This window comes from Lysobacter sp. Root983 (assembly GCF_001429345.1).
GTDB lineage: Bacteria > Pseudomonadota > Gammaproteobacteria > Xanthomonadales > Xanthomonadaceae > Lysobacter.
Map to the genome: position 1 here is coordinate 867,376 of NZ_LMJO01000012.1, position 26,203 is coordinate 893,578.

Annotated in this window: 22 protein-coding genes; 8 read left to right on the top strand and 14 right to left on the bottom strand. The window is 67.7% G+C overall.

Annotated features, from left to right (window positions below):
- Nucleotides 1–6: 6 nt before the first annotated feature.
- Nucleotides 7–2,727: a preprotein translocase subunit SecA gene (gene secA / locus ASE43_RS11290; RefSeq protein WP_057160509.1), complete on the top strand. Its 2,721-nt coding sequence runs from the start codon at nt 7–9 to the stop codon at nt 2,725–2,727.
- A gap of 109 nt (nt 2,728–2,836) precedes the next feature.
- Nucleotides 2,837–3,814 (top strand): Nudix family hydrolase, encoded by a 978-nt coding sequence (locus ASE43_RS11295; protein WP_057160665.1) that lies wholly within the window; start codon nt 2,837–2,839, stop codon nt 3,812–3,814.
- Between the two features lie 55 nt (nt 3,815–3,869).
- Here ASE43_RS11295 and coaE read toward each other — a convergent pair whose 3' ends face one another.
- The 12 genes from coaE to ASE43_RS22595 all read right to left on the bottom strand — a co-directional run bounded on the left by coaE (nt 3,870) and on the right by ASE43_RS22595 (nt 17,405).
- Entirely contained in the window at nt 3,870–4,481 is a 612-nt protein-coding gene (gene coaE / locus ASE43_RS11300; protein ID WP_057160511.1) for a dephospho-CoA kinase, read from the bottom strand.
- Between the two features lie 5 nt (nt 4,482–4,486).
- Nucleotides 4,487–5,350, bottom strand: coding sequence for an A24 family peptidase (locus ASE43_RS11305; protein ID WP_056179202.1), 864 nt, complete (start codon nt 5,348–5,350; stop codon nt 4,487–4,489).
- A gap of 40 nt (nt 5,351–5,390) precedes the next feature.
- Entirely contained in the window at nt 5,391–6,647 is a 1,257-nt protein-coding gene (locus tag ASE43_RS11310; RefSeq protein WP_057160513.1) for a type II secretion system F family protein, read from the bottom strand.
- Between the two features lie 3 nt (nt 6,648–6,650).
- Complete coding sequence (gene pilB, locus ASE43_RS11315; RefSeq protein ID WP_057160515.1) at nt 6,651–8,378, bottom strand: type IV-A pilus assembly ATPase PilB; 1,728 nt, start codon at nt 8,376–8,378, stop codon at nt 6,651–6,653.
- 149 nt (nt 8,379–8,527) lie between these two features.
- Entirely contained in the window at nt 8,528–10,453 is a 1,926-nt protein-coding gene (locus tag ASE43_RS11320) for a hypothetical protein (RefSeq protein ID WP_057160517.1), read from the bottom strand.
- A gap of 213 nt (nt 10,454–10,666) precedes the next feature.
- Nucleotides 10,667–12,625 (bottom strand): hypothetical protein, encoded by a 1,959-nt coding sequence (locus tag ASE43_RS11330; protein WP_157499862.1) that lies wholly within the window; start codon nt 12,623–12,625, stop codon nt 10,667–10,669.
- A gap of 205 nt (nt 12,626–12,830) precedes the next feature.
- The gene (locus ASE43_RS11335; RefSeq protein WP_057160521.1) at nt 12,831–13,259 is read right to left on the bottom strand and encodes a prepilin-type N-terminal cleavage/methylation domain-containing protein; all 429 of its coding nucleotides are present in this window, start codon (nt 13,257–13,259) and stop codon (nt 12,831–12,833) included.
- Nucleotides 13,260–13,509: 250 nt separating this feature from the next.
- Complete coding sequence (locus ASE43_RS11340) at nt 13,510–15,444, bottom strand: hypothetical protein (RefSeq protein WP_157499864.1); 1,935 nt, start codon at nt 15,442–15,444, stop codon at nt 13,510–13,512.
- 126 nt (nt 15,445–15,570) lie between these two features.
- Nucleotides 15,571–15,987 (bottom strand): pilin, encoded by a 417-nt coding sequence (locus ASE43_RS22585; protein WP_057160524.1) that lies wholly within the window; start codon nt 15,985–15,987, stop codon nt 15,571–15,573.
- A 282-nt stretch (nt 15,988–16,269) separates the two neighbouring features.
- Nucleotides 16,270–16,683 (bottom strand): pilin, encoded by a 414-nt coding sequence (locus tag ASE43_RS11350; RefSeq protein ID WP_157499866.1) that lies wholly within the window; start codon nt 16,681–16,683, stop codon nt 16,270–16,272.
- Nucleotides 16,684–17,014: 331 nt separating this feature from the next.
- The gene (locus tag ASE43_RS11355; protein ID WP_235568701.1) at nt 17,015–17,275 is read right to left on the bottom strand and encodes a pilin; all 261 of its coding nucleotides are present in this window, start codon (nt 17,273–17,275) and stop codon (nt 17,015–17,017) included.
- Entirely contained in the window at nt 17,223–17,405 is a 183-nt protein-coding gene (locus ASE43_RS22595) for a prepilin-type N-terminal cleavage/methylation domain-containing protein (RefSeq protein ID WP_235568703.1), read from the bottom strand. The genes ASE43_RS11355 and ASE43_RS22595 overlap by 53 nt, the downstream gene beginning before the upstream one ends.
- Before the next feature lie 473 nt (nt 17,406–17,878).
- On the opposite strand from ASE43_RS22595, the gene ASE43_RS22160 reads away from it, so the two are divergent.
- From ASE43_RS22160 to ASE43_RS11375, 4 genes are read left to right on the top strand one after another with little or no spacing between them, the layout of a single operon-like run.
- Entirely contained in the window at nt 17,879–18,241 is a 363-nt protein-coding gene (locus tag ASE43_RS22160; protein WP_162258784.1) for an EamA family transporter, read from the top strand.
- 11 nt (nt 18,242–18,252) lie between these two features.
- Nucleotides 18,253–19,047, top strand: coding sequence for a glycosyltransferase family A protein (locus tag ASE43_RS11365; protein ID WP_057160528.1), 795 nt, complete (start codon nt 18,253–18,255; stop codon nt 19,045–19,047).
- Nucleotides 19,047–20,069: a glycosyltransferase gene (locus ASE43_RS11370; protein ID WP_082607232.1), complete on the top strand. Its 1,023-nt coding sequence runs from the start codon at nt 19,047–19,049 to the stop codon at nt 20,067–20,069. The genes ASE43_RS11365 and ASE43_RS11370 overlap by 1 nt, the downstream gene beginning before the upstream one ends.
- Nucleotides 20,069–20,668 carry a class I SAM-dependent methyltransferase gene (locus ASE43_RS11375; protein ID WP_057160530.1) on the top strand — a complete coding sequence of 200 codons (600 nt, stop codon included), beginning with the start codon at nt 20,069–20,071 and terminating at the stop codon, nt 20,666–20,668. The genes ASE43_RS11370 and ASE43_RS11375 overlap by 1 nt, the downstream gene beginning before the upstream one ends.
- A gap of 30 nt (nt 20,669–20,698) precedes the next feature.
- Here the strand turns inward: ASE43_RS11375 and ASE43_RS11380 are convergent, their stop codons facing one another.
- Together ASE43_RS11380 and ASE43_RS11385 are read right to left on the bottom strand one after the other, a co-directional pair.
- Nucleotides 20,699–22,108: a sigma-54 dependent transcriptional regulator gene (locus tag ASE43_RS11380; RefSeq protein WP_056179236.1), complete on the bottom strand. Its 1,410-nt coding sequence runs from the start codon at nt 22,106–22,108 to the stop codon at nt 20,699–20,701.
- 65 nt (nt 22,109–22,173) lie between these two features.
- Nucleotides 22,174–23,793 (bottom strand): ATP-binding protein, encoded by a 1,620-nt coding sequence (locus ASE43_RS11385; protein ID WP_057160532.1) that lies wholly within the window; start codon nt 23,791–23,793, stop codon nt 22,174–22,176.
- A 261-nt stretch (nt 23,794–24,054) separates the two neighbouring features.
- Between ASE43_RS11385 and sucC the strand changes: the two genes are divergently transcribed.
- Nucleotides 24,055–25,221, top strand: a complete 1,167-nt coding sequence (sucC, locus tag ASE43_RS11390; protein WP_056179243.1) for an ADP-forming succinate--CoA ligase subunit beta — start codon at nt 24,055–24,057, stop codon at nt 25,219–25,221.
- A 12-nt stretch (nt 25,222–25,233) separates the two neighbouring features.
- Nucleotides 25,234–26,109 carry a succinate--CoA ligase subunit alpha gene (gene sucD / locus ASE43_RS11395; RefSeq protein WP_056179245.1) on the top strand — a complete coding sequence of 292 codons (876 nt, stop codon included), beginning with the start codon at nt 25,234–25,236 and terminating at the stop codon, nt 26,107–26,109.
- Nucleotides 26,110–26,203 lie beyond the last annotated feature (94 nt).

The window sequence follows — 26,203 nt, forward strand, 5'->3', positions numbered from 1 at the left end:
CCGTTCATGCTCAACAGCCTGCTTACCCGCGTTTTCGGCAGCCGCAACGATCGCCTGCTGCGCCAACTGCAACGCTCCGTCGTCAAGATCAACGCGCTCGAACCGGAGATGGAAAAGCTCTCCGACAGCGAGCTGCAGGCCAAGACTCCCGAATTCCAGCAGCGCATCGCCGCCGGCGAGACCCTGGACAAGCTGCTGCCGGAGGCGTTCGCGGTCTGCCGCGAGGCGTCCAGGCGTGTGCTCGGCATGCGTCATTACGACGTGCAGCTGATCGGCGGCATGGTCCTGCACCTGGGCAAGATCGCCGAGATGCGCACCGGCGAGGGCAAGACCCTGGTCGGCACGCTGCCGGTCTACCTCAACGCGCTCGAGGGCAAGGGCGTGCATGTGGTCACCGTCAACGACTACCTGGCGCGCCGCGACTCGGCCTGGATGGGCCGTCTGTACAACTGGCTGGGCCTGAGCGTCGACGTGGTCTACCCGGGCATGGCGCACGGCGACAAGCACGCCGCCTACGCCGCCGACATCACCTACGGCACCAACAACGAATTCGGCTTCGACTACCTGCGCGACAACATGGCGCTGTCGAAGGAAGACCGCTTCCAGCGCGGCCTGCACTACGCGATCGTCGACGAGGTCGACTCGATCCTGATCGACGAGGCGCGCACGCCGCTGATCATCTCCGGTCCGGCCGACGAGTCGCCGGAGCTGTACATCAAGGTCAACCGCATCGTGCCGTCGCTGATCCGCCAGGAGAAGGAAGACGGCGAGGGCGATTACTGGGTCGACGAGAAGGGCAAGCAGGTGCATCTGTCCGAGTCCGGCCAGGAACACGCCGAGGACCTGCTGCGCCGCGCCGGCATCCTGCAGGGCGACGAAGACAGCCTGTACGGCGCCAACAACCTCAGCGTCGTGCACCATCTCAACGCGGCGCTGCGCGCGCATGCGATCTACCAGCGCGACGTCGATTACATCGTGCGCGATGGCGAAGTGGTGATCGTCGACGAATTCACCGGCCGCACCCTGGCCGGCCGTCGCTGGTCGGACGGCCTGCACCAGGCGGTCGAGGCGAAGGAGGGCGTGCCGGTCCAGCGCGAGAACCAGACGCTGGCGTCGATCACCTTCCAGAACCTGTTCCGCATGTACAAGAAGCTGGCCGGCATGACCGGTACGGCGGACACCGAGGCCTACGAGTTCCAGAGCATCTACGGCCTGGAAGTGATCGTGATTCCGACCCATCGGACGATGGTGCGCAAGGACCATCCCGATCAGGTGTTCCTCAATCGCGCCGGCAAATACCGCGCGGTGCTCAACGAGATCAAGGATGCGCACGGCCGCGGCCAGCCGGTCCTGGTCGGTACGACCTCGATCGAAGTCTCGGAAATGCTCAGCCAGCAGCTGCGCGAAGCCGGCGTGCCGCACGAAGTGCTCAACGCCAAGCAGCACGAGCGCGAAGCCAACATCGTCGCCCAGGCCGGCCGCCCCGGCGCGATCACCATCGCCACCAACATGGCCGGCCGCGGTACCGACATCGTGCTCGGCGGTTCGCTGGAGAGCGAACTGGCGGAACTGGCGGCGCAGAACGAAGGCCAGGCGGTCGACGAAGTCACCCACGCGCGCCTGAAGGGCGAGTGGCAGCGTCGTCACGACGCGGTCAAGGCGTCCGGCGGCCTGCACATCGTCGGCACCGAACGCCACGAGTCGCGTCGTATCGACAACCAGCTGCGCGGCCGCGCCGGTCGTCAGGGCGATCCGGGCTCCTCGCGCTTCTACCTGTCGCTCGAAGACAACCTGATGCGGATCTTCGCCGCCGACTGGGTGCAGCGCGTGATGGCGCGCATGGGCCTGAAGGAAGACGACATCATCGAAAGCCCGCTGGTGACCAAGCAGATCGCCAACGCGCAGCGCAAGGTCGAGGCCCACAACTTCGACATCCGCAAGAACCTGCTCGACTTCGACGACGTCAACAACGATCAGCGCAAGGTGATCTACGGCCAGCGCGACGAACTGCTGGAAGCCGAGAGCGTGCAGGACAACGTCGACGGCATCCGCGAGGATGTGGTCGCCGACCTGGTCGCGCGCTACGTGCCGCCGAATTCGGTCGACGAGCAGTGGGACCTGCCGGGCCTGGAAGCCGGCATCGCCGAGGAGTTCGGCGTGCAGGTGGACATGGTCGATTTCGCCCGCGGCCACGACGAGCTCGACGCCGACGGCGTCGCCGCGCGCGTGGTCGAGGCGGTCAACCAGCACTTCGTCGATCGCGAAATCCAGCTCGGCGCCGAGACCATGCGCATGCTGGAGAAGCACATCATGCTCAACGTGCTCGATCAGAACTGGAAGGAGCATCTGGCGCGCATGGACTACCTGCGCCAGGGCATCCATCTGCGCGGTTACGCTCAGAAGCAGCCGAAGCAGGAGTACAAGAAGGAAGCCTTCGAGCTGTTCTCGGACATGCTGGAAAAGGTCAAGCGCGAGGTGGTCACGCTGCTGTCGCGCGTGCGCATCCGCAACGAGGAAGAGATCGCGGCGATGGAAGCGCAGGAACGCGCGCAGGCCGAGGCCCAGGCCCGGCAGATGCAGTTCCAGCATGCCAGCGCCGGCGGTTTCGGCGCCGACGAGGAGGCCGCGGAAGTGTCCGAGGAGGCGTTCGCCAATGTCGGCCGCAACGATCCCTGCCCCTGCGGCAGCGGCAAGAAGTACAAGCACTGCCATGGGCAGTTGGCCTAACAAGGCCGGGATTAGGGATTCGGCAGTCGGGATTGGAAAGGCCAAGGCCGATCCGTCCCCAGGTCCAGCCGCTGCATGCGGCGTAGAAGGCGGGCCTGCCGAATCCCCAATCCCAAATCCCGAATCTCGGGTCGTGGAAGTAGTGGCCGGCGTTATCCGCGACGCGCGCGGCCGCATCCTGCTCACCCGCCGCACCGAAGGCCGCGACCTGGCAGGCCTATGGGAATTCCCGGGCGGCAAGCGCGAGCCTGGCGAATCGCCCGAGGCCGCGCTGCAGCGCGAACTGCACGAAGAACTGGGCATCGACTGCGAGGTCGGCGCGGCCTTGATCGACGTGCCGCAGGCCTATCCCGACAAGCGCCTGCGCCTGGACGTGCGCGAGCTCAAGCACTGGCGCGGCAGCGTGCGCGGTCGCGAGGGCCAGGCCCTGGTCTGGGTGCCGCCGGCCAAGCTGGCCCGCTACGAGATGCCGCCGGCCGACCGTCCGGTGGTCGCGGCCCTGCTGCAACCCGATCGCTATCTGGTTACGCCCGCGCCCGGCGCCGACGACGATGCGCGTTGGCTGGCGGCGCTGGAGCGCGCGCTCGCGGCCGGCGCGACCCGAGTGCAACTGCGCGCGCCCGGCACCGCACCCGCGCGCTGGCGCGCGCTGGCCGCGGCCGCGGTGACGCGCTGCCGTACGGCGGGCGCCGAGGTCCTGATCAACGGCGATGCCGAGCTGGCCCTGGCCTTGTCGGCGGGCCTGCACCTGCGCGCCGCGCAACTGCGCGAGTACGCACGGCGCCCGCTACCGGCGGAGCTGCCGCTGGCCGCGTCCTGCCACGATGCCGAGGAGCTGCGCCGCGCCCAGGCGCTAGGCTGCGATTTCGCCGTGGTCGGCGCGATCCGCGCCACGCCCACCCATCCCGGCGCGGCCGGAATCGGCTGGGACGGTTTCGCGGCTCTGCGCGAGGCGGTGTCCCTGCCGATCTATGCGATCGGCGGGCTGGCGCCGGACGACATCGCCACCGCACGCGCGCACGGCGCCCAGGGCGTGGCCGCGATCCGCGGCCTATGGCCCGATGCGATCGCCGAGGCGGCGGCTTAAGAGCGGCTCCGGCCCAAGCAGCACGTGGACCAGAAGAGTGTCGACAGCGGTCGGCTCAGCCGGCCGCAAGGGCCCGGTAGCGCCGATCCAAGGCCGCGACCTGACGGTCCAGCGCCTCCAGCGGTCCGTCGTTGACGATCACGTCGTCGGCGATCGCCAGTCGCGCCGCGCGCGTGGCCTGGGCCGCAATCATGCGTTCGGCCAGTTCGGCCTCGACCCGGTCGCGCGCCATCACGCGCGCGCGCTGGACCGCGACCGGCACGTCGACCAGCAGGATGCGTTGCAGCCAGGGGTAGGCTTCGCGGCCGCCGCCTTCGGTGAGCAGCGGAATAGCGGCGATCGCATAGGCGCCGGGTGCCTGCTCGCATTGCGCGCGCAGCAGGGCGCGCACGCGTGGATGGACGATGCCTTCCAGGCGTCGGCGCGCGTCGGGATCGGCGAACACGCGTCGGCGCATCGCCGCGCGATCCAGGCCGCCCTGCGCGTCCAACACCTCCGCACCGAACGCGGCCACGACCTCGGCCAGCCCCGCGGAGCCGGCCTCGACCGCCGCGCGCGCGGCCAGATCGGCGTCGGCCACGGTCACGCCCAGCGCTTCGAAACGCCGCGTCACTTCACTCTTGCCCGAAGCCACGCCGCCGGTCACGCCGACGCAGAACGCGGCCATGGCGGTCAGCGCAGCCCGGCGTAGCGCATGTACGCGCCGACCAGTTGCTCGCCCCAGAAGAACACGATCCAGCCGGCGATCGCGAGGTAGGGCCCGAACGGAATCGGGGTGGCCTTGTCGCGCCCGCGCGCGGTCAGCCAGATCGAGCCGATGATGGCGCCGACCAGCGAGGACAGCAGGATGGTCGGCAGGATGCCCTTGAGCCCGACCCAGGCGCCGATCGCGGCCAGCAGCTTGAAGTCGCCGTGGCCCATGCCTTCCTTGCCGGTCAGCTGTTTGAACACCCACCACACCGACCACAGGCTCAGATAACCGGCGATCGCGCCGAGCAGGGCCGGCTTGGTGGTGAAGTACAGATTGTCGGAACTGGCGATCAAGCCCAGCCACATCAGCGGCAGGGTGAGCTGATCGGGCAGCAACTTGGTGCGGAAGTCGATGCCGGACAGGGCGATCAGGTAGGTGCTGAACACGATCGCGCCGAAGCCCTGCCAGCCGAAGCCGAAGCGCCACACGCAGGCCAGCACGGCCAGCATGGTCACCAGTTCGACGAGCGGGTACTGCGGCGAGATCGGGGTCTTGCAGCTGCGGCAGCGTCCGCGCAGGAACAGGTAGCTGAAGACCGGGATGTTCTCGTACCAGCTCAGCTGATGCTTGCAGTGCGGGCAATGCGAGCGCTCGACCACGATGCCGGGCGGCGGCGGGTCGTAGATCTCCGGCAGCTCGAGGATCTCGCGGGCGTCGCGCTTCCACTCCCATTCCAGCCGCTTGGGCAGGCGCAGGATGACCACGTTGAGAAAACTGCCGACCAACAGCCCGAAACCGGCCGCGAGCGGAAACCCGAGGCCGGGGTTCTGATCCAGGAATGCCATGCGTGAAGAATAACCTTAGATGGTCATCGGCACGTAGCGATCAGATCGTCGCGGCGAGCTTGAAGATCGGCAGGTACATGCCGATGACCATGCTGCCCACGATCACGCCCAGCACCATCATGATCAGCGGCTCGAGCAGGCTGGACAGCGCGTCGACCGCGTTGTTGACCTCTTCCTCGTAGAACTCCGCGACCTTGAACAGCATGGTGTCGAGCGCACCGGCCTCTTCGCCGATCGCGGTCATCTGTATCACCATGTGCGGAAACAGGTTGACCTGCTTCATCGACATGTTGAGCTGGTAGCCCACCGAGACGTCGTCGCGGATGCGGCGCACGGCCGATTCGTAGACCACATTGCCGGTGGCGCCGGCGACGGTGTCCAGGGCCTCCACCAGCGGTACGCCGGCCTTGAAGGTCACCGCCAGGGTGCGTGCGAAACGCGCGATCGCCGAGTTGTGCAGGATCTGTCCGACCACCGGGATCTTCAGCATCATCCGATCGAGGAAGTGGGCGAACGCCGGGGATCGGTTCTTGGCCATGATGAAGCCCACGCCGATGCCGATCACGACGAACAGCACCGCCCACCAGTACGCGATCATGAAGTCGCTGGCGCCGATGATCATCAGGGTGAACGCCGGCAGTTCGGCGCCGAAGCTCTCGAAGGTCTTCTGGAACTGCGGGACCACGAAGATCAGCAGGATCGCGCTGACCAGGATCGCCACCGCGACCACCGTGGCGGGGTAGAACAGCGCCTTCTTGATCTTGCCCTTCAGGCTTTCGATGTTCTCCTTGTAGCTGGCGACGGTGTCGAGCACCGTTTCCAGCACACCCGCCGATTCGCCGGCCTTGACCAGGTTGCGGTAGAGCTCGTCGAACTGGACCGGATGCTTGCTCAGCGCCTCGTGCATCGAGGAGCCGCCTTCGAGGTCGGCGCGGATCGTGTTGATCAGCGTCTTCATCTTCGGGTTCTTCTGGCCGCCGGCCATGATCTCCAGCGAAGTCACGATCGGCACGCCCGACTTCATCATGGTCGCGATCTGGCGGCTGAAGATGGCGATGTCGCGCGGCGTGATGCGCTTGCCGGCGCCGCCCAGCAGCGGCTTGCCCTTGGGCTTGACCGTGCCGGGCGTGATGCCCTGGCGGCGCAGCTCGGCGCGCAGCATGTTGGCGTTCTTCGCCGACTGCTCGCCCTTCATGACGACGCCGCGCTTGTCCTTGCCTTCCCAGACAAAGATCTCGAGCGGATTGGGGCGGCGGACGGGGGTCTGCTGCTTGGTCGCGGTGCGGGTCGCGGACATGGTTTAGTCCTTGGTAACGCGGTTGATTTCGGAGAGGCTGGTGACGCCGTTCCTGACCTTCATTAACGCCGATTGGCGCAGGTCGCGGACGCCGGACTTCAGAGCGGCGGCGGCGATCTGCATCGCGTTGCCGCCTTCCAGCACGATGGCCTGGATCTGTTCGGTCATGGGCATGACCTGGTAGATGCCGGTACGTCCCTTGTACCCCTCGGTGCAATCCGGGCAGCCGGCGGGCTCGAAGATCTTCAAACCGCCGACGATCTCGTCGTGGGTGAAGCCTTCGGCCAGCAGCGCATGTTCGGGCAGGTGAACCTCGCGCTTGCAGTCGTGCAGGCGCCGGGCCAGACGCTGGGCGATGACCAGGGTCACCGAGGAAGTGATGTTGTACGGCGCCACGCCCATGTTCATCAGACGCGCGATGGTCTGCGGCGCGTCGTTGGTGTGCAGGGTGGACAGCACCATGTGGCCGGTCTGGGCGGCCTTGATCGCGATTTCGGCGGTCTCGAGGTCGCGGATTTCGCCGACCATGATCACGTCAGGATCCTGGCGCAGGAAGCTGCGCAGCGCGGCGGCGAAGGTCATGCCGCGCTTCACGTTCATCTGCACCTGGTTGATGCCCGGCACGCGGATTTCGACCGGGTCCTCGACCGTGGAGATGTTGCGCATGTCGTCGTTGAGGATATTCAGCGCGGTGTACAGCGACACCGTCTTGCCCGAGCCGGTCGGGCCGGTGACCAGGACCATGCCGTAGGGCTTGACCACGGCGCCGACGAACAGCTCCTTCTGGTCTTCCTCGTAGCCGAGCTTGTCCACGCCCAGGCGCGCGGCGCTGCCGTCGAGGATACGCAGCACGATCTTCTCGCCGAACAGGGTCGGCAGGGTGCTGACGCGGAAGTCGATCTGCTTGGTCTTGGACAGGTTCAGCTTGATGCGGCCGTCCTGCGGCACGCGCTTCTCGGCGATGTCCAACTGCGCCATGACCTTCAGGCGCGCGGCGATGCGCGGGCTGAGCTTGACCGGCACCTTGGCGACCTGCTTGAGGATGCCGTCGATGCGCAGGCGCACCCGATACTCGGTTTCGTAGGGCTCGAAGTGGATGTCCGAGGCGCCGCGGCGGATCGCGTCCACCAGCACCTTGTTGACGAACTTCACCACCGGGGTGTCGTCGCCCTTGGCGTCGACGCCGCTGTCGCCGGCCGCGGTCAGATCGTCGTCGCCGCTGCCGACGTCGAGGGTCTCCAGGCCTTCTTCGTTGACGCCGTCACCTAGCGCATCGGCCGATTCCAGCCACTGATCCAGGCTGCGCCGGATCGTGTCCTCGTCGACCAGGATGGCTTCGATCACCAGATTGGTCTGGAACTTGATCTCGTCCAGGGCGCGGGTGTTGGTCGGATCGGCCAGACCCACGAACAGTTTGTTGCCGCGTTTGAACAGCGGCAGCACGCTGTGCTTGCGTACCAGTTCCTCGCTGACCAGCTTGATCGCCGACTGCGAGGCGTCGAGGGTGGAGGCGTCAAACAGCGGTACGCCGAACTCGATCGAGTTGGCGGCGGCGAGCTGCCCGGCCGAGACCAGGCGCTTTTCCGACAGGTAGGTCGCGATCGGCTTGCGTTCGCTGCTGGCCGTGGCCATGGCCTCGCGGGCCGCGGTCTCTTCCAGGGCGCCGTCCAGCACCAGACGCCGGGCAATGCCGGTGATCCCCACCAAGTTGGCGGTAGCGACGCTAGACATCGCAGTCCTCGGTTTTTCCCCAGGCCGACTTTACCCCAATCCGTGGGCCGCGCGAGCGGACAGCGGTCGCCTTTTCGCGCGCCGGAAGCCTGCGCAGGCCCTATTTCGAGGCTTCGGACCGGCTTTAGACCGCGACCAAGGCGCGGGGTTCAGCGATTCTCGATCAGCGTCTGCAAGCGGGCCAGGCGGGCCTGGCCGGCGCGATCATAGGCGCGCGTGCGCTGCGCCAGCTGCGCCAACACGCGGCGGGCGCAGTCGGCTTGACCGTTCTTGGCGCAAGCCTGCACCAGCAGGTCGCCGATGTCGGCCGAGGCCTGCGGCGACCAGGCCAATTGCGCTTGCGCCTGCGCTTGCGGCCAGCGCTCGGCGCGGGCGTAGAGCAAGGCCGTCAGGAAGCGCAGTTGGCGTTTGGGGGCCGCCCGCTCGGGTTGGGCCGAGGCCGCGTCGAGCAGGGCGACCACGGTGGCGATGGCCTGTGCGTCGCCGATGCGTGGGCAACGCCCCGGCGCCGACGCCTGGGCGAGCAGGTCGGCGACCAGGACTTCATCCAGGGTGATCTGCGGCTGGCGATCGACGAGCGCGCGCCGCAGGTCGGCAGGATCCGGATCGCGCCCGCCCAGGCAGGCGATCGAGACTAGATCGATGCCGGCCAACAGACGCCGTCGCGGCTGCGGACTGCGGCTGAGGTAGCGCATCTGCGCCACCGCCTGCTCGTAGCGGTTCGCGCTCAGGTCGATGAAGGCCTGGGTCTGGCGCGCGCGCAGCGAATCGGGGTGGTGGAGCAGGGCGTTGGCGACGATATCGGCCTTGCTGTGCCAGGTCGCGACCCGCCCCTGGGCCGACCAGGCCAGCAGGGCGCAGATCGGGATCAGGGCCAGGACGGCGACCGGCCGCCGCTTCGACTCGATGGCGCGTGCCGGCAGCAGCGCGAACAGGCCCATCGCCGCCAGCGCCAGGCCGATCGAGGGCAGATAGTTGCGGTGTTCGTAGTACATCTCCAGCGGCAGCAGCCCCGACTCGACCGAGTGCGCGGCGAGAAAGAAGAACCAACCGGCGAAGACGCTGGGCGCGCGCTTGCGCAGCGCGACGGCGGCCGCGCTTATGGTCAGCAGCAGCGCGATCGCGGCGGCCGTGGTCGCGGGCGAGAACAGGCCGGTGGACACCGCGACGTCGTCGCGGAACAGGGTCATGTGCGCGCCGCGCGGCGCGAGCAGGGTGCCCAGGTAGTCGCACAGCACGCGTGCCTGGGTGAGCAGGCGCTGGATCGGGCTGAAATCCCACTCCGCATAGCCGCCCAGCAGCAAGTCCGGCGCGAACGCCAGCGACGCTAGCGCGGCCGCGACCGGCAGCGCTACGAACACGCCGAAGAACAGCTTGATCGCCGGAGGACGCGGACCGCGGAAATACGCCAGTTCCAGCACCAGGCACAGCAGGGGCGCGACCGCCGCATTCTGCTTGCTGAGCACGCCGGCGGCGAGCAGCAGCGGAAATGCCAGGAACAGCAATAGCCATGCCGAGCGCGTATGTCCGCCGGTCCAGCGTCGTCGCGCGGCCAGATAGGCCAGGGTCGCGCCCAGCGCGAACAACGCGCCGAGCTGGGCCATGCGCTGCACCGCGTACAGCACGGTGCTGACCTGAATCGGATGCAGCAGCCATAGCGCGACCGCGGCGGCCGCGAGCAGGCGTGCTTGCGGCGCTAGCGCCGAGTCTTCGCTCAGCGCACGGCGCAGCAGCCGGAACGCGAGCAGGCCGCACAGCAGATGGAGCAGTAAATTGCCGAGCTTGTACGACAACGGGCCGGGACCGCCGAGTCCCGCCGTGAGCAGGAAGCTGAGCATGGACACCGGCCGCGAATCGATCAGTCCGTCCTGGCCCAGCACCACCTGGCGCCAATCGAGCTGGCCGTTGTACCAGGGCCGCAGCGGCGCCAGGTTGGCCGCGTCGTCGAACAGGAACGGCCCGTTCAAGCCGCTCCAGTACAGCGCCACGGTGGCCACGGCCGCGCCCAGCAGCAGCCAACGCGCCAGGTCCCAGTGCGCGCGCAGGTCGGTGCTCAGCCCCTTAGGCCGCGACATGGAATGTGAGGTCCGAGCGTGCGTGCAGGTGGCAGGCGCCCGTCGGGGCGCGGTGCGTTTCGAGAGTAATCGCCACCGTCGCGGTGGTCGCTGCAGCGGTCATGGCGCGTCCGGTCGAGTCCCCGCGGCGACTGTAGCGCATAGCCTCGCGTCGCCAGTAGCGGGCGCGCGCGATTTGTGGCGCGGCGCACGCGCCTGCACTCGCCAGGCGCATCAGCGCGCGGGCGCGGCCAACATCTGGCGAATCGCGGCGAGCTCGGATTGGCCGCGGCTGTCGTAGGGCTTCATGCGTCGATCGAGTTCGGCCAGCAGTCGGGCGGCGTCGTCGCGGGCGCCGCGCGCTGCCAGGATCTTGGCCAGCAGCGTGCCCGTGGGCAGGTCGCCGCTGGCGGTCCACGCGATCTCGGCTTGGGTTTGTGCGGCGCCCAGATCGCCTATGCCGGCGTAGATTTCGGCGGCGAGCAGGCGCGTGAGCCACTTCGGTCGCGACGATTCCGGTTGCGTGGATGTGGCCGCCAGGGTGCGCACGACGGTATCGGCTACCTCGCGCGACTCCAGACCGCAGCCACGCGCCGCGTTGAAGCGGCCCAGCAGCCGCAGCGCTTGGATCTCGAAGACGGTGGCGCTGGGCGGTGCCTGCGCCGCTATCGCGGCCAGCGCACCGGGGTCGGAAGGCAGACCCGCGCGGCAGCGCGCGGTGATCAGATTGACGCGGCCCAGCCAGCGTCGACGCGGGTCGGGACTGGCGGCCAGCGACTCCATCAGCGCGACGTTGCCGCGCAGGTCGCCGCGTGCCAGCAGTACGCCGCTCTGGTCGTAGAGCGCGCGCAGCGAATGCGGGTGCTCGCGCAGGCCTTCGGCCGCGATGGTATCCATGCGCTGCCAGACCGACACGCGCGAGTAGGTGATCGCGGAGAGCGCGACCACCGCCAAGGCCGCCACGCTCAACAACTGCGCGCGATAGGCCGGGCCTGAGCGCAACCTCTCCGGCAGCAGCGCGGTAAGCCCGACCACCGCCAGTGCCAGGCCTACTAGGGGCAGATAGTTGCGGTGCTCGTAGTACAGCTCGACCGGCAGAAACGTGGATTCCACCGCGTGCGCGGCGAGAAAGAAGAACCAGCCCAGACAGGCGCTGGGCGCCGACGCCCGCCAGGCCCAAGCCGCGATGCTGATCGCGGTCAGGGCGATGATCGAGTTGAGCGTGGCGATCGGCGATAGCAAACCGGTCGAGCGCGCGAAGTCGTCCGTGTATACACCCAGCGCGGGCCCGTATGGCAGGGCGATATGGCCCAGGTAGGCCATCAGCGCACGCGGTTCGCTGAGCAGACGCTGAGACAGAGTGAAATCCCATTCCGAATAGCCGCCGAGCAGCCATTGCGGCGCGACCAGCAGCGAGATCAGTACCAGCAGCGCCGGCGCGAACAGGAACAGACCGAAGAAGGCGCGCACCGGCCGTGCCGCAGCGCCATCGCGTTTGAAGCAGGCCCATTCGATGACCGCGCAGAGCAACGGCGCCACCGCCGCGTTCTGCTTGCTGAGCAGGCCCAGCAGCACCAGCAGCGGGAAGGTCAGAAACAGCTTCGATCGCGCCGGCCTGAGCTGGCCGGCGGCGATTTCCTGGCGTGCGATCAGATAGGCCAGTACCGCTCCCAGTACCAGCAGCGTGCTTAGCTGGGCCATACGCTGCACCGAGTACAGCACGGTGCTGACCTGGATCGGGTGCAGCAGCCAGATCGCGCTGGCGATCGTCGCCAGCATCGGTGCTCGCGCGTTCAGGCGCGGATCCAGCGCAAGCAGGCGGCGCAGCAGTTGCCAGACCAGCAGGCCGCACAGCAGATGGACGATCAGGTTGCCGAGCTTGAACGAGAACGGTGCGACGCCGCCCAGTGTCGCGCTCAAGGCGAAGCTGGCCATCGCTACCGGCCGTCCGGCCCAGGGCGAACCGCGCCCCAACACCGCCTCGGCGAAGGTCGCCTGACCGGCAAGCCAGCGCTCGATGACCGGAAAGGTGACGCCATCGTCGAGCAGGAAGGGGCCGCTGAGTCCGCGCCAGTAGATCGCCAGAGTGGTCAGCGCGAGCAGGGCCAGACCGATCGCGGCCGCGCGCGCAGGACCGGCGCCGAGCGGCGAAGCGAGGGAGGTGGCGGGCTGTGCGGAAGCGTCGAATCGCATGATCGGCTGCACCGAAGTGGCCGACCCGTCGCCGGAGGGCGCGTAGTGGGCGTGGTAGGGAAGGGGTTGCGTAGCGGCGAGGCGATCCTGCGTCATCGCCGTTCGCGCTGTCCAGCGCGGCGACACGATTGCGGAACGCCAGCCTCAAACGCGCCGACGGCCGCATTGCGCGGCCGTCGGGCGATGCGGAACGGGTTGCGGGCTATCAGCCGCGGCACTCGGCCGGCAGCTGCGAATCGTTGTCCTGACCGGAGGCGGTGCAGGTCCACTCGATGCGGCCGCTGTTCTGGGTGCTTTCCGGGTCGAGTTCGAACGTGGTGACGGGACCGCCGGTGCTGCGCGTCACCGAACGCACGGTGCCGCCGGGCATCACTTCCACGGTCGCGCAGTAGTCGCTGCCGGTGAAGGAGAAGCCGGTGCTGGTGGCGGTGATGTTGTTGAGGCCTTCGGCGGAGTGCGCGGTTTCGGCGACGGCGAGCTTGGCGCCAGCCGAGATGTGCAGGCATTCGGTATTCTTGGTGCGGATCGAGTAATCCTGATAGGCCGGCAGCGCGATGGCGATCAGGATGCCCAGGATGGCGATCACGATCATGAGTTCGATGAGGGTGAAACCCCCGGCGTTGCGCTTGTTCATGGACCCTCTCCAGTGAGCTCGATTCGGGTCGGCGCCACCCGGACTGCGTCCGGCGACGGCAACGATCCCCCCTGAATCAGTACCTGAGCAAGGAGCATGCCAAGTCCAGGCATGTGACGGCGGTCATGATCGTGGCGCCGTTCAGGCCATGGCGGCTCGCCAGGCGACGCCTGCTACGTCGGCATATGACGCAGCCTGGCAACTTACTGCGGCCGTTCGTCGCGGACGAACGGAAAGCGGCCGCGGCGCGCTACGGCCCCGGATTGGCGGCGGCTTCGGGCGCGCGCGGGGCGGCGCCGCGCCGGCGCCGATCGTCGATGGCCTTGCGCAGTTCGCGCAGGTACTTCTGCCCGATGCCGTCGTAAGGCCGGGTCTGCGCCTGCAGGCTCGCATACGTGCGCTCGGCTTCGGGCAGCTTGTTGTTCTGCACGTACAGGCGCACCAGCATCTCGCCGACCGCGAAATCCGCGCCCGGCCGCCAGGCCAGTGCGGCCTGCGCTTCGGCCTGCTGCCAGCGCCGCGCGCGCGCGTAGAACTCGGCCGCGATCGCGCGGGTCACCCATTTGGAGCGCAGGTGCTCGGGCTGCGCATGCGCCGCATCGAGCAGCTTTTCCGTGGTCTGCGCCATATCCAGCAGGCTCACCTCGCCGCAGCCCTTGCCGGCGATCTTCGCCATCTGCATCAAGGTTTGCGACTCGAAGATCGTCAGCTGCGGCTGCGCATCGGCTAGCGCGCGCTGCAGCAGGGCTCGCTCGGCCTTACCGTTGCGCAGGCACTGGGTGGTGATCAGATTGAGATTGGCCATCAGGCGGTTGCGCGGCGTCGGGCTTTTCGCCAAATGAGACAACAGGCGCTCGCTCTCGTCGTAGTTGCCGCCCAGCAGCGCCAGCGTCGACAGATCCAGGTGGGCGCGCATGGAGTCCGGGTGGAACTTCAGCGCCTGCATCACGATGGTGTCGTAGTGGCGCCAGACCAGGGCGCGGCCCAGGGTGGCGAAGGCGAGCACCGCCGCCAGGCCGGCGACGGCAGCCAGGGCCAGGCGGTTCGGACCCTGCGCCGGCGCGGCGCGGCGCGGCACCAGCGCACCCAGTCCGGCCACCGCCAGCAAGATGCCGATCGAGGGCAGGTAGTTGCGGTGCTCGTAGTACATTTCGATCGGCAGGAAGCTCGACTCCACGCTGTGCGCGACCAGGAAGAAAAACCAGCCGGCGAACAGGCTGGGTGCGCGCTTGCGCAGCGCGATCGCCGCGAGGCTGATCGCGGCCAACAGTGCCAGGCACAACAACGTCGACGGCGGCGACAGCAGGCCGGTCGAGGTTGCGAAGTCGTCGGTGTACAGCCCCATGCGCGGCGCATACGGCAGCAGCAGGGTGCCCAGGTAGTCGGCCAGGACGCGGGCCTGAGTCAGCAGGCGCTGGACCAGGCTGAAATCCCATTCGGCGTAGCCATCGAGCAGGCGCTCGGGCGCCAGCGTCAGCAGAGCGGCGGCGCCGAGCAGGGGCAGGGCCAGGAACAGGCCGAAGAATGCGAGCGCGGGCTTGGGACGTGGGCGCCCGAAGTAGGCCAGTTCCAGCACCAGGCACAAGGCGGGCGCGACCGCGCCGTTCTGTTTGCTCAGCAGAGCGGCCAGCATCAGCAGTGGACACAGCAGGAACAACAGTGCAATCGCGGAACGGCTGCGGCCGTCGGCGAGCTGGCGGCGCGCATGCAGGTAGGTCCATAACGAAGCCAGCACGAACAGGGTGCTGAGCTGGGCCATGCGCTGCACCGCGTACAACACGGTGCTGGCGTGCAGCGGGTGCAGCAGCCACAGGGCGGCCAGCAGGCCGGCGATCAGTTCGGCGTGTGGCGCTAGGCGTTCGTCGCGGGCGAGCGCGCGGCGCAGGACCTGCCAGCCGAGCAAGCCGCAGATCAGATGGACGATGAGGTTGCCGAACTTGTAGGCGAACGGCGTATCGCCGCCCAGCCAGCCGCTGAGCATGAAGCTGAGCATCGAGACCGGTCGCGCGTACAGCCAGGAAGCGTTGCCAGGCACCACTTCCTGCCAGGACGCCTTGCCGGCCAGCCAACCGTGCAGGGCACCGAAGGTGGCGTTGTCGTCGAGTACGAACGGGCCGGTCAGGCCGGGCCAGTAGATCGCGACGGTGACCAGCATCGCTGCGAGCAACAACAATCGAACGCGCATGCGAGGCCGGCCTTTCCTATGGGTTGCTGAGGCTAACGGCGTCGCCCCGCCGTTAGCAATGGCGGAGCGCCCAAAAAACGAAACCCCGGCGGACCGGGGTTTCGGGCGTTGCGTACGCGGTGCGGCTTAGCGGCACTCGGCCGGGATCTGCGAGTCCGGAGCGTTGGAGGTGCAGGTCCACTCGATACGACCCGAACCGGCCGGCATGGCCGGGGTCAGGGTGTGCACGGCATTGGCGGCGGCGCCGGTGCTGCGGGTGGTCATGCCGATCACGCCGTTGGCACCGACGGCGACACGGGCGCAGTAATCGCTCTGAGCGAACGAATAGCCGGTGTTGGTGGAGGTCACCAGGCTCAGCGAACCACGGTCTTGGGCGGTCTCGGATACCGCCAACTTGGCGGCGGCGGCGACGTTCAGGCACTCGGTGTTCTTGGTGCGGATGGTGTAGTCCTGATACGCCGGCAGGGCGATGGCGATCAGGATGCCCAGGATCGCGATGACGATCATCAGCTCGATCAGRGTGAAGCCTTGCTGCTTGTTCATGATGTAGTCCCCTGTAGTGGTCGTGTGCCGGCGGCTTACGCCCTGGCGGTAGCCGTGCGGCGCACGTGCTGCCCAATAACCACGCACAAAGTATGCCAATACTGGCTATTCACATTGCTCAAAGGCACTCATAGTGCGCCGAATTGTGACTTGGGTCGCCGAGCTGTCGCCGCGGCCGCGAGGGCTGGCCTAACGCAAGAACCCCGGCTAGCCGGGGTTCTTGGTCCGCCAAAAACGAAACCCCGGCGAACCGGGGTTTCGTGTGTAGCGCTTACGTAAGGCTTAGCGGCACTCGGCCGGAATCTGCGAGTCCGGAGCGGTCGAGGCGCAGGTCCACTCGATGCGGCCCGAACCAGCCGGCATGGCCGGGGTCAGGGTGTGCACGGCGTCAGCAGCGGCGCCGGTCGAGCGGGTGGTCATGCCGATCACGCCGTTGGCGCCGACTTCGACGCGGGCGCAGTAGTCGCTCTGAGCGAACGAGTAGCCGGTGTTGGTCGAGGTGACCAGGGCCAGCGAACCACGGTCCTGAGCGGTCTCGGACACGGCCAGCTTGGCGGCGGCGGCGACGTTCAGGCACTCGGTGTTCTTGGTGCGGATGGTGTAGTCCTGGTACGCCGGCAGAGCGATAGTTCGATCAGGGTGAAGCCTTGCTGGTTGTTCTTCATTGGTGTTTCCCCTAGGAGTGGTGAACTTCACGTGCCTGCTGGCCCGGCTTTTGCGGTCCGTCGGCTTGCCGTGCGTAACTGCACGTGCGGTGAAAGCTTACGCATAACCCATGCCAACAAGGCCAACTTAAGTCTCGAAAAGACTGCCTTGTGGGTGCCTGTACGTCGAATGAGAGCGCAGTCGCAGTTAAACGGTGAACGACGGCAGGCACGGAGAAGTCACATTGGAGAATTTTTTCTCCACAGGATTTGATTTATATTTTTTGTAGTAAATAGCCCATTTATGGATGTTGTCTTTTTAAGGTCGAAAAAAAAGCCCCGGCGGACCGGGGCTTCGAATGGATCGGTTTTTTAGATGCGGATCAGCGGCACTCGGCCGGGATCTGCGAGTCCGGTGCGTTGGACTCGCACTTCCACTCGATGCGGCCCGAACCAGCCGGCATGGTCGGGGTCAGGGTGTGCGCGGCGTCGGCGGCGGCACCGGTGCTGCGGGTGAGCATGCCGATCACGCCGTTGGCGTTGACCTTCACTTCCTTGCAGTAGTCGCTCTGGGCGAACGAGTAGCCGGTATTAGTGTCGGTGACGAGGGCCAGTGAGCCCCGGTCCTGGGCGGTCTCGGACACGGCCAGCTTGGCGGCGGCGGCGACGTTCAGGCACTCGGTGTTCTTGGTGCGGATGGTGTAGTCCTGGTACGCCGGCAGAGCGATCGATCATCAGCTCGATCAGGGTGAAGCCTTGTTGGTTGTTTTTCATGATTTTTCCCTAGGAGTGGTGTGTTTCACGTGCCTACTGCCCCGACCCGACGATCCGTCGACGACCCGCGTCAGCGCTGCGTGCCCTGGGTATCACGCATAACTCGTGCCAGCCTGTTTAGGACATTTAAAAACCTAAAAGGAAAATACGGTCACATTTAGGATGGCTTCCGGAGCGGGGCGGGCTGCCGTTTTTTGTCAGTCAGCGAGGCTGTGGTGACCTTCAGCGTCACATCCATAACCGACCGCATGGATGCGCCCAATCCGGCGCACCGCCCAGGCCCAGGCGCATGAGGCGGGCGGTGACGGCGGTCGCAGCTCGGCGGTCGCCGCGCCGCAGGCGGTGGGCGAGCTTGCATACTAGGTACGCTGCATCGACCCCTGCATCGCGACCGCTACGACGCGGATCCCGCACACGCAGGCGCCGCATCGATGCCCGTACGCCTTGGGGGCCGAGTGATTCGCGAAATCCTGATGATCGTGTTTGTGGCCTGCTCGACCCTGGGCAGTCAGTTGTTGATCAAGCGTTCGTTGTTGCAGTTGGCCGTGCGCAGCCCCGACCTTAAGGGCTTCGAGTGGTTGATGGCGGCCTGCCTGTCGCCCGGCGTCCTGTCTGCGGTCGCGATCCAGGGGCTGGGATTCGTGATCTGGGTGGTCGTGGTCAGCAAGGTCAAGCTGGGCCTGGCCTTCGCGATCAACGGCGCGTCGTTTTACATATTGATGGCGGTGGTGAGCTGGTGGCTGTACGGCGAACGCCTGACGCCGGTGCAGTGGGGCGGCATCGTGCTGGTCTCGACCGGCGTGTTGATGCTGTCGTCGATGGGGCAGAGCGCCTGAGCGTCGCGCGCGTGTCCGAGTCGCTGCATTCCTTCGTCGTTCCCGCCTATGGGCGCTCGCCGCATCTGCGCGCGTGCCTGGACTCGCTGCGCGCGCAGAGCCTGCCTTCGCGTCTGCATGTGGCGACTTCGACGCCCTACGAGGGGCTGGCCGAACTGACGCGCGAGTACGGCGCCACGCTCGCGGTGCACGCCCCGAACGCCGGCATCGGCCGCGACTGGAACCAGGCCCTGGCCCAGGCCGACACGCCCTGGGTCACGATCGCGCACCAGGACGATCTTTACCTGCCCGAGTTCACCCGCCGCACCTTGGACGCGGCCGCGGTGCACCCGGGCGCGGCGCTGCTGTTCAGCGGCTACGCCGAGCTGCTGGGCGACAGCGAGGCCGTGCGCGACGCCACCGCGATGCTGCGGGTCAAGCGCTTGCTACTGGAGTTGGCGTTCCTGGGGCGCGGCGCGATCGCGCGACCGGGCGCCAAGCTGCGCGCGCTGCGCTTCGGCTGCCCGATCCCGTGCCCGTCGGTGACCCTGGCGCGCGGGCCGGTACCGCCGCGCTTCCGCGAGGACCTGCGCGTCAATCTGGATTGGGACGCCTGGGTGCGGCGCGCGCGGGAGCCGGGCGCGTTCGTGTACATTCGCGAGCAATTGATGCTGCATCGCATCCACCCCGGCAGCGAAACCAGCGCGGGCGTGCGCGATGGGGTGCGCGCGGCGGAGGACCAGATGATGTTCGATTCCCTGTGGCCGCGACCGATCGCACGCCTGCTCGCGCGCGCCTATCGCCTGTCCTACGAAAGCGCCGCCTGATGAGTCAGCTCGCCGAACCGATCGCCGCTTTGACCGGGCTGGATCCCGCGACCGACGCGCCGCGTATCGCCGTGGTCGTGCCCTGCCATCGCGTGCGCGAGCATATTCTGGGCGTGATCGAGGACGTACCGGCGGCGGTGTGGCGCATCTATGTGGTCGACGACGCCTGCCCTGAGCAATCCGGCCGCTACGTCGAAAGCGAATGCCGCGATCCGCGCGTGCGCGTGCTGTTCAACGAGGTCAATCTGGGCGTGGGTGGCGCGGTGATGGCCGGCTATCGCAGCGCGGTGGCCGACGGCGCCGATGTGGTGGTCAAGATGGACGGCGACGGCCAGATGGCCGGCGCGGCGCTGCCGCAGCTGGTTGGGCCGATCCTGCGCGGCGACGCCGACTACACCAAGGGCAACCGCTTCTACGACCTGGCCCAGATCGGCCGCATGCCCAAGCTGCGCATCTTCGGCAACGCCATGCTGTCGTTCATGACCAAGATTTCGTCCGGCTACTGGGACGTGTTCGACCCGACCAACGGCTACACCGCGATCCACGCCAAGGTGGTGGCCAAGCTGCCGCTGAAGAAGATCAGCCGGCGCTATTTCTTCGAGACCGACATGCTGTTCCGGCTCAACATCATCCGCGCGGTGGTGGTGGACGTGCCGATGGACGCGCGCTACGGCGCCGAGACCAGCAATCTGCGCATCTCCAAGATCCTGTTCGACTTCCTGTTCAAGCACGTGCGCAACACCTGCAAGCGGGTGTTCTACAACTACTTCCTGCGCGACCTGTCGCTGGCGTCGATCGAGCTGGCGCTGGGCGTGTTATTCCTGCTGGTCGGCACCGCGTTGGGCGCGAAATTCTGGTTCGAGTCGTTCCTGACCGGCGTCACCGCTTCGGCTGGCAGCGTCATGCTCGCGGCCTTGCAGGTGATCGTCGGAATCCAGTTGGTGCTGGGCTTTCTGGCCTACGACATAGCCTCGGTGCCCAAGCGCACCTTGCACCCGCTGCTGCCTTCCGGCGACGAATGATGAGTGGCGAGTTCGATGAGCGCTATACCGCCTACCAAACCGACCGCAGCGCGCTGCGGCGCGTGGTCCGGCGCATCTATCTGCGCAGCGCGGCGGCGCAACTGAGCGGGCCGACCCTGGATTTCGGCTGCGGCGTCGGCGAATTGCTGGAGCGCCTTCCGGCCGGTTCCAAGGGCTTGGAGTACAACCGCGCCACTGTCGCGCACTGCCGTTCGCGCGGTCTGGACGTGGATTGGTACGACGGCTACGCCGACGACTGGAGGCTGACGCCCTTGCGCGGCCAGCGTTTCGAATCGATGGTGATCAGCCATGTGCTGGAGCATTTCGACGGGCCCGAAGCGATCGCCTCGCGCCTGCTGGTCGCCGCGCGCGAACTGGGCGTGCGGCGCGTGCTGGCGATCGTGCCGGGGCGCGCCGGCTATCGCATCGACGACACCCATCGCAGCTTCGTCGATCGCGCGATGCTGGCCGATCCGGCGCTGGTCGCCGACAGCGGATTCGCCCTGCGGCGCGCGCGCTACTTCCCCGGCGACGTGCGCAAGATCGGCGATTGGTTTCCGCACCATGAGCTGCAGGCGCTGTTCGTCCGCAGCGATTGAGCGCGCCGCGCGGATGCGCGGCGGCGGCGCTCAGTCGATCCCGAGCTTCTTGAGCTTGTAACGCAGCGCGCGGAAGGTGATGCCCAGCGCGGCGGCGGTGCGGGTCTTGTTGTAGCGGTTTTCCTGCAGCGCCTGCTGGATCGCGGCGCGTTCGATTTCCTCGATGTACGAGGGCAGGGCGCTGGTCGAGGTGTCGCGGGGGTTCAGCGTGCGCGGGTCGACGCCGGCCGCGGGAGCGGGCGCGGAGGTTGCCGCGGGAGCGCCCGCCACGGGCGCCGGGGCCTGGGTCGACAGGCGCGGCAGGCGCAGGTCGGCGGCGTTGAGCAGCTCGCCTTCGGCCAGGGCCAGGGCGCGCTCGAGGATGTTCTCCAGTTCGCGCACGTTGCCGGGGAAGGCATAGGCGCGCAGCGCTTCCAGGGCGTCGTCGCCCAGGCGCGGAATCGGGCGGCCTTGGGCGCTGGCGAGGCGTTCGAGCACCTTGCTGGCCAGGCCGGGCAGATCGTCCAGGCGTTCGCGCAGCGGCGGCACGCGCAGTTCGATCACGTTGATGCGGTAGTACAAGTCCTGGCGGAAGCGGCCGTCGGCGACCAGCGCGGCCAGGTCCTTGTGGGTGGCCGAGAGGATGCGCACGTCGACCACGACCTCGGCCTGGGCGCCGACCGGACGGATCGACTTTTCCTGGATCGCGCGCAGCAGCTTGACCTGCATCGGCAGCGGCAGTTCGGCGACTTCGTCGAGGAACAGGGTGCCGCCGTCGGCGGCCTGGAACAGGCCGGGCTTGTCGGCGTGGGCGCCGGTGAAGCTGCCCTTCTTGTGGCCGAAGAATTCGCTTTCCATCAGCTCGGCCGGGATCGCGCCGCAGTTGACCGGCACGAAGGGGCCGCCGGCGCGGCCGCCTTCGGCGTGGATGGTGCGCGCGACCAGCTCCTTGCCCACGCCGGACTCGCCGGCGATGTAGACCGGAGCCTGGCTGCGCGCGACCTTGCCGATGGTCTGGCGCAGCTTGGCCATGGCCGGCGATTCGCCGTATAGGCGCGAGGCGACGGTGTCGGCGGTGCTGCGGCGGCTCTCGTTCAGTTCCAGCGCGTGCCGGACCAGATCGCGCAGCACGGTCAGTTCGACCGGCTTGGCGACGAAGTCGAAAGCCCCGGCCTTGAGCGCTTCCACCGCCGCTTCGACGTTGCCGAAGGCGGTGATCATCGCTACCGGGGTGTCCGGATGCTTCTGGCTGATCTCGGCGATCAGTTCCAGACCGGAGCCGTCGGGCAGGCGCATGTCGGTCAGGCAAAGATCGTAGCGATTGCGGGCCAGCTGGCTGCGCGCCTCCGAAACGCTGGAGGCGGTGTCGCAACGCAGGCCCATGCGGCCCAAAGTCATGACCAACAGCTCGCGAATATCGCGCTCGTCGTCGATCACCAGTGCACTACGAGTTTCAGCCATTGCATCCTCCGCCCGACACGATAGCTTAAGGGTGCGTCACGGCCAAGCCGGGAGCGTGCTCCAGGTCACGCCGGCAACATCGCGTTGGTGCCGGAGAGATGGATACGGAAGCAGCCGCCGCCGCCGGGCATGGGTACATAGTCGAGCGAGGCCTGGTTCGCCCGCACCAGCTCGCGGGCGATGTACAGGCCCAGTCCGGTGCCGTGGCTGGAGGTGGTGAAGAACGGCCGGAACAGCCGCGAGGCCACCGATTCGGGAATGCCCGGGCCGCGATCCAGCACGTCGATCACCGGCGCCGCGCTCGCGTCCAGGTAGGCGTGCACGGTGACGCGCGCCGGTTCGCCCGGCATGCGGCCGTAGGTCAGGGCGTTGTGCACCAGCACGGTCAGGGCCTGATGCAGCTGGCGCGGATCGACCAGCGCCGGGATGCGCGGCTGCGCCGAGGTCGCGCGCAGGCTGTCCAGTTCGATCGGGTGGCTGGTGTTGTACTCGTCGACGAACTGGCGATTGAACGCGACCAGGTCGACATGCTCGGGCTTGGCCGGTTCGCGCCGCGCCATGCCCAGCACGTTCTCGACGATGCCGTTCATGCGCGTGCCCTGCTGGCGCACGATCTCGAGCAGGCGGCGGTCGGCCACGGCGATGTCGCGCGACTCCTCCAGCAACTGCACGGCGTAACTGATCGCGGCCAGCGGGTTGCGGATCTCATGGGCCAGGCTGGCCGAGAACCGGCCCAGTGCGGCCAGGGTGATCGATTCGGCGCGGCGCGAGACCAGCGAGGTGTCGTCCAGGAAGATCAGGGTCTGGTCGCTGCCGGCGAGCAGGCGGGTGAAGCGCGGCACCACCTCGGGCTGGTCCGGCGCCATCTGCAGCGGGGTCTCGTCCGGGACCGCGTCGGCGCGCCAGCGCCCCAGCCGGCGCGCAAGCTCGGGCGAGGCGATCGCCAGGTTGCGGTGGCTGTGGTCGGAATGCTCGCCGGGTTCGCCCAGCAGCAGCATGGCGGCCTCGTTGGCCAGGCGCAGGCGTCCCTCGCCGTCGACCAGCAGCACGCCGGTGCGCATGCGCCGGATGATGAGTTCGTTGACCTCGGCGTAATTGGCGGCCTCGGCGCCGCGACGCTCGGCCAGGGCCGAGCTGGCGCGCATCTCGCGCCCGAGCAGGCTGGTCAGGGTGGCGATGGCCATGAAGCCCAGGGCGAACATGACCGGCTCGCCGACCACGCGCTCGCTGCCGTTGCCGATCAGCTCGCTGAATGCGTACTCGCCCAGCAGCAGCGCCACCGCGATCACCGCCATGCTCAGGCCGTAGCGCATGCGCAGCAGCAGGGCCGCGGCGCCGACGTTGAACACCAGCATCAGGGCGATGCCGGTGCCGGCGGCGGGCAGGGCGTGCAGGGCCAGGATGCCGGCCAGCAGGTCGACGGTGATGCCGATCAGGGCCTGGGTGTGCAGGTTGCCGCGGCGCCCGGACACGAACAGCAGCATCGCCGCCAGCATGTAGCCCAGGACCACAGCGCGCGCGAGCAGGGGCAGGCTGGGGGCGCGGATCAGGACCTGGGCCGGCCCGAACACCAGCAGCGCCAGCAGGGCGGCCTCCAGCAGCCGGTACAGGGTGAAGAAGTACAGCTCGCGGCGCAGCGCATGGTCGGCGTCGGAGGCGGCGACGGGGGCGAGACCTGACGGCAAGCGGCTGACCCTGTCCGGACGGAATGGCGCCGAGTATGCGCGAAAGCGCCCGGATCGCCCATGCGCCGGGCCCCGCGCGCAAGGCCTCCCGGGGCGGTCGCGGGCCGCCCCGGCGGGCTTTGCCGGGTCTGGCGGGGCCGGCCGGGTCCGGGCCCGGTTTTGCTCGCTCCGCCGCGATCGGCGACAATGCGGCCCCCTCGCGCTGGCCCGCCCAGCGGTCCGCTATTCGCGCGGGACGTCTTTCACTCCCCTCGGTGACGCATGAATTTTCACGAATATCAGGCAAAGCAGCTGTTTGCCGACTATGGCATCGCGGTGCCCGCCGGGCGCGTCGCGCGCACGCCGGATGAGGCCGTTGCGGCCGCCAAGGCCATTCCTGGCGACCTCTGGGTGGTCAAGGCCCAGATCCACGCCGGTGGCCGCGGCAAGGCCGGCGGCGTCAAGCTGGCCAAGAGCTACGACGAAGTGAAGCAGTACGCCACCGCCATGCTCGGCACCCGCATGGAGACCTACCAGTCCGCCGGCGTCGCCCTGCCGATCGACACGGTGCTGATCTCCGAAGGCACCGACATCGCCAAGGAGCTGTACCTGTCGGTGTTGGTCGACCGTTCCACCAAGTCGATCACCTTCATCGCCTCCGCCGAAGGCGGCGTCGAGATCGAGAAGGTCGCGGCGGAGACGCCGGACCTGATCAAGACCCTGCACGTGAACTACATCCAGGGCCTGCAGGCCTACCAGTGCCGCGATCTCGGCTTCGACCTGGGCCTGAACGCCAAGCAGGTTGGCCAGCTGACCAAGATCATGCAGGGCCTGTATCGCCTGTTCAACGAGAAGGACCTGGCGCTGGTCGAACTGAACCCGCTGGCCATCCTCACCAACGGCGACCTCGCCGTGCTCGACGGCAAGGTCAACAGCGACGACAACGCCACGTTCCGTCACAAGGACCTGGCCGCGATGCGCGACATCCGCCAGGAAGACGAGACCGAGGTGCTGGCCAGCCAGCACGACCTCAACTACGTCACCATGGACGGCAACATCGGCTGCATGGTCAACGGCGCCGGCCTGGCGATGGCGACCATGGACGTGATCGCGCTCAACGGCGGTTCGCCGGCCAACTTCCTCGACGTCGGCGGCGGCGCCACCAAGGAACGCGTGACCGAGGCCTTCAAGCTCATCCTGAGCTCGGACAAGGTCAAGGCGATCTTCGTCAACATCTTCGGCGGCATCGTCCGCTGCGACATGATCGCCGACGGCATCATCGCCGCGGTCAAGGAAGTCGACGTCAAGGTGCCGGTGATCGTGCGCCTCGAGGGCACTAACGTCGAAGCCGGCAAGGAACTGCTGAAGAACTCGGGTCTGGCCATTACCCCGGCGGACGATATCAACGATGGCGCTAAGAAGGCGGTTGCCGCCGTCGCCGGCAAGTAAGGGGCCACTGACATGTCCGTTTTGATCAACAAGAACACCAAGGTCATCGTCCAGGGCTTCACCGGCACGCAGGGCAGCTTCCACGCCGAGCAGATGCTCGACTACGGAACCCAGGTCGTCGGCGGCGTGACCCCGGGCAAGGGCGGCACCCAGCACCTGGGCCTGCCGGTCTTCAACACCGTGCGCGACGCGGTCGCCCAGACCGGCGCCGATGCGTCGGTGATCTACGTGCCGCCGCCGTTCGCGGCCGACGCGATCCTGGAAGCGGCCGACGCCGGCATCAAGGTCATCGTCTGCATCACCGAAGGCATCCCGGTGCTGGACATGCTGCGGGTGAAGAACACCCTGGCCGGTTATCCGGACACGGTCCTGATCGGTCCGAACTGCCCCGGCGTGATCACGCCCGGCGAGTGCAAGATCGGCATCATGCCGGGCCACATCCACCTGCCGGGCAAGATCGGCATCGTGTCGCGCTCGGGCACGCTGACCTATGAAGCCGTCAAGCAGACCACCGACGCCGGCCTCGGCCAGTCGACCTGCATCGGCATCGGCGGCGACCCGATCAACGGCACCAACTTCATCGACGCGCTCAAGCTGTTCCAGAACGATCCGCAGACCGAGGGCATCATCATGGTCGGCGAAATCGGCGGCTCGGCCGAGGAGGAAGCGTCCGAGTACATCGCCCAGCACGTGACCAAGCCGGTGGTCGGCTTCATCGCCGGCGCCTCGGCTCCGGCCGGCAAGCGCATGGGCCACGCCGGCGCGATCGCGTCGGGCGGCCAGGGCACCGCCGCCGGCAAGTTCGCGGCGATGGAAAAGGCCGGCATCACCACGGTCAAGTCGCCCGGCGACCTGGGCGCGGCGATCGCGAAGCGTCTGGCGAAGTAAGCCGGCGCCACCGTGTTGCGAAGAAGCCGCCTCCGGGCGGCTTCTTCGTATGTAGCACCTTTGTGCTACGCTGCTCGCAGCACCCAGACGATCC

Excerpts from the sequence above, each read along its gene's own strand:
- secA (WP_057160509.1), top strand. The coding sequence starts at position 7 with ATGCTCAACAGCCTGCTTACCCGCGTTTTCGGCAGCCGCAACGATCGC.
- coaE (WP_057160511.1), bottom strand. The coding sequence starts at position 4,481 with ATGGCCGCGTTCTGCGTCGGCGTGACCGGCGGCGTGGCTTCGGGCAAG.
- ASE43_RS11305 (WP_056179202.1), bottom strand. The coding sequence starts at position 5,350 with ATGGCATTCCTGGATCAGAACCCCGGCCTCGGGTTTCCGCTCGCGGCC.
- ASE43_RS11310 (WP_057160513.1), bottom strand. The coding sequence starts at position 6,647 with ATGTCCGCGACCCGCACCGCGACCAAGCAGCAGACCCCCGTCCGCCGC.
- pilB (WP_057160515.1), bottom strand. The coding sequence starts at position 8,378 with ATGTCTAGCGTCGCTACCGCCAACTTGGTGGGGATCACCGGCATTGCC.
- ASE43_RS11320 (WP_057160517.1), bottom strand. The coding sequence starts at position 10,453 with ATGTCGCGGCCTAAGGGGCTGAGCACCGACCTGCGCGCGCACTGGGAC.
- ASE43_RS11330 (WP_157499862.1), bottom strand. The coding sequence starts at position 12,625 with ATGCGATTCGACGCTTCCGCACAGCCCGCCACCTCCCTCGCTTCGCCG.
- ASE43_RS11335 (WP_057160521.1), bottom strand. The coding sequence starts at position 13,259 with ATGAACAAGCGCAACGCCGGGGGTTTCACCCTCATCGAACTCATGATC.
- ASE43_RS11340 (WP_157499864.1), bottom strand. The coding sequence starts at position 15,444 with ATGCGCGTTCGATTGTTGTTGCTCGCAGCGATGCTGGTCACCGTCGCG.
- ASE43_RS22595 (WP_235568703.1), bottom strand. The coding sequence starts at position 17,405 with ATGAAAAACAACCAACAAGGCTTCACCCTGATCGAGCTGATGATCGAT.
- ASE43_RS22160 (WP_162258784.1), top strand. The coding sequence starts at position 17,879 with ATGATCGTGTTTGTGGCCTGCTCGACCCTGGGCAGTCAGTTGTTGATC.
- ASE43_RS11370 (WP_082607232.1), top strand. The coding sequence starts at position 19,047 with ATGAGTCAGCTCGCCGAACCGATCGCCGCTTTGACCGGGCTGGATCCC.
- ASE43_RS11375 (WP_057160530.1), top strand. The coding sequence starts at position 20,069 with ATGAGTGGCGAGTTCGATGAGCGCTATACCGCCTACCAAACCGACCGC.
- ASE43_RS11380 (WP_056179236.1), bottom strand. The coding sequence starts at position 22,108 with ATGGCTGAAACTCGTAGTGCACTGGTGATCGACGACGAGCGCGATATT.
- sucC (WP_056179243.1), top strand. The coding sequence starts at position 24,055 with ATGAATTTTCACGAATATCAGGCAAAGCAGCTGTTTGCCGACTATGGC.
- sucD (WP_056179245.1), top strand. The coding sequence starts at position 25,234 with ATGTCCGTTTTGATCAACAAGAACACCAAGGTCATCGTCCAGGGCTTC.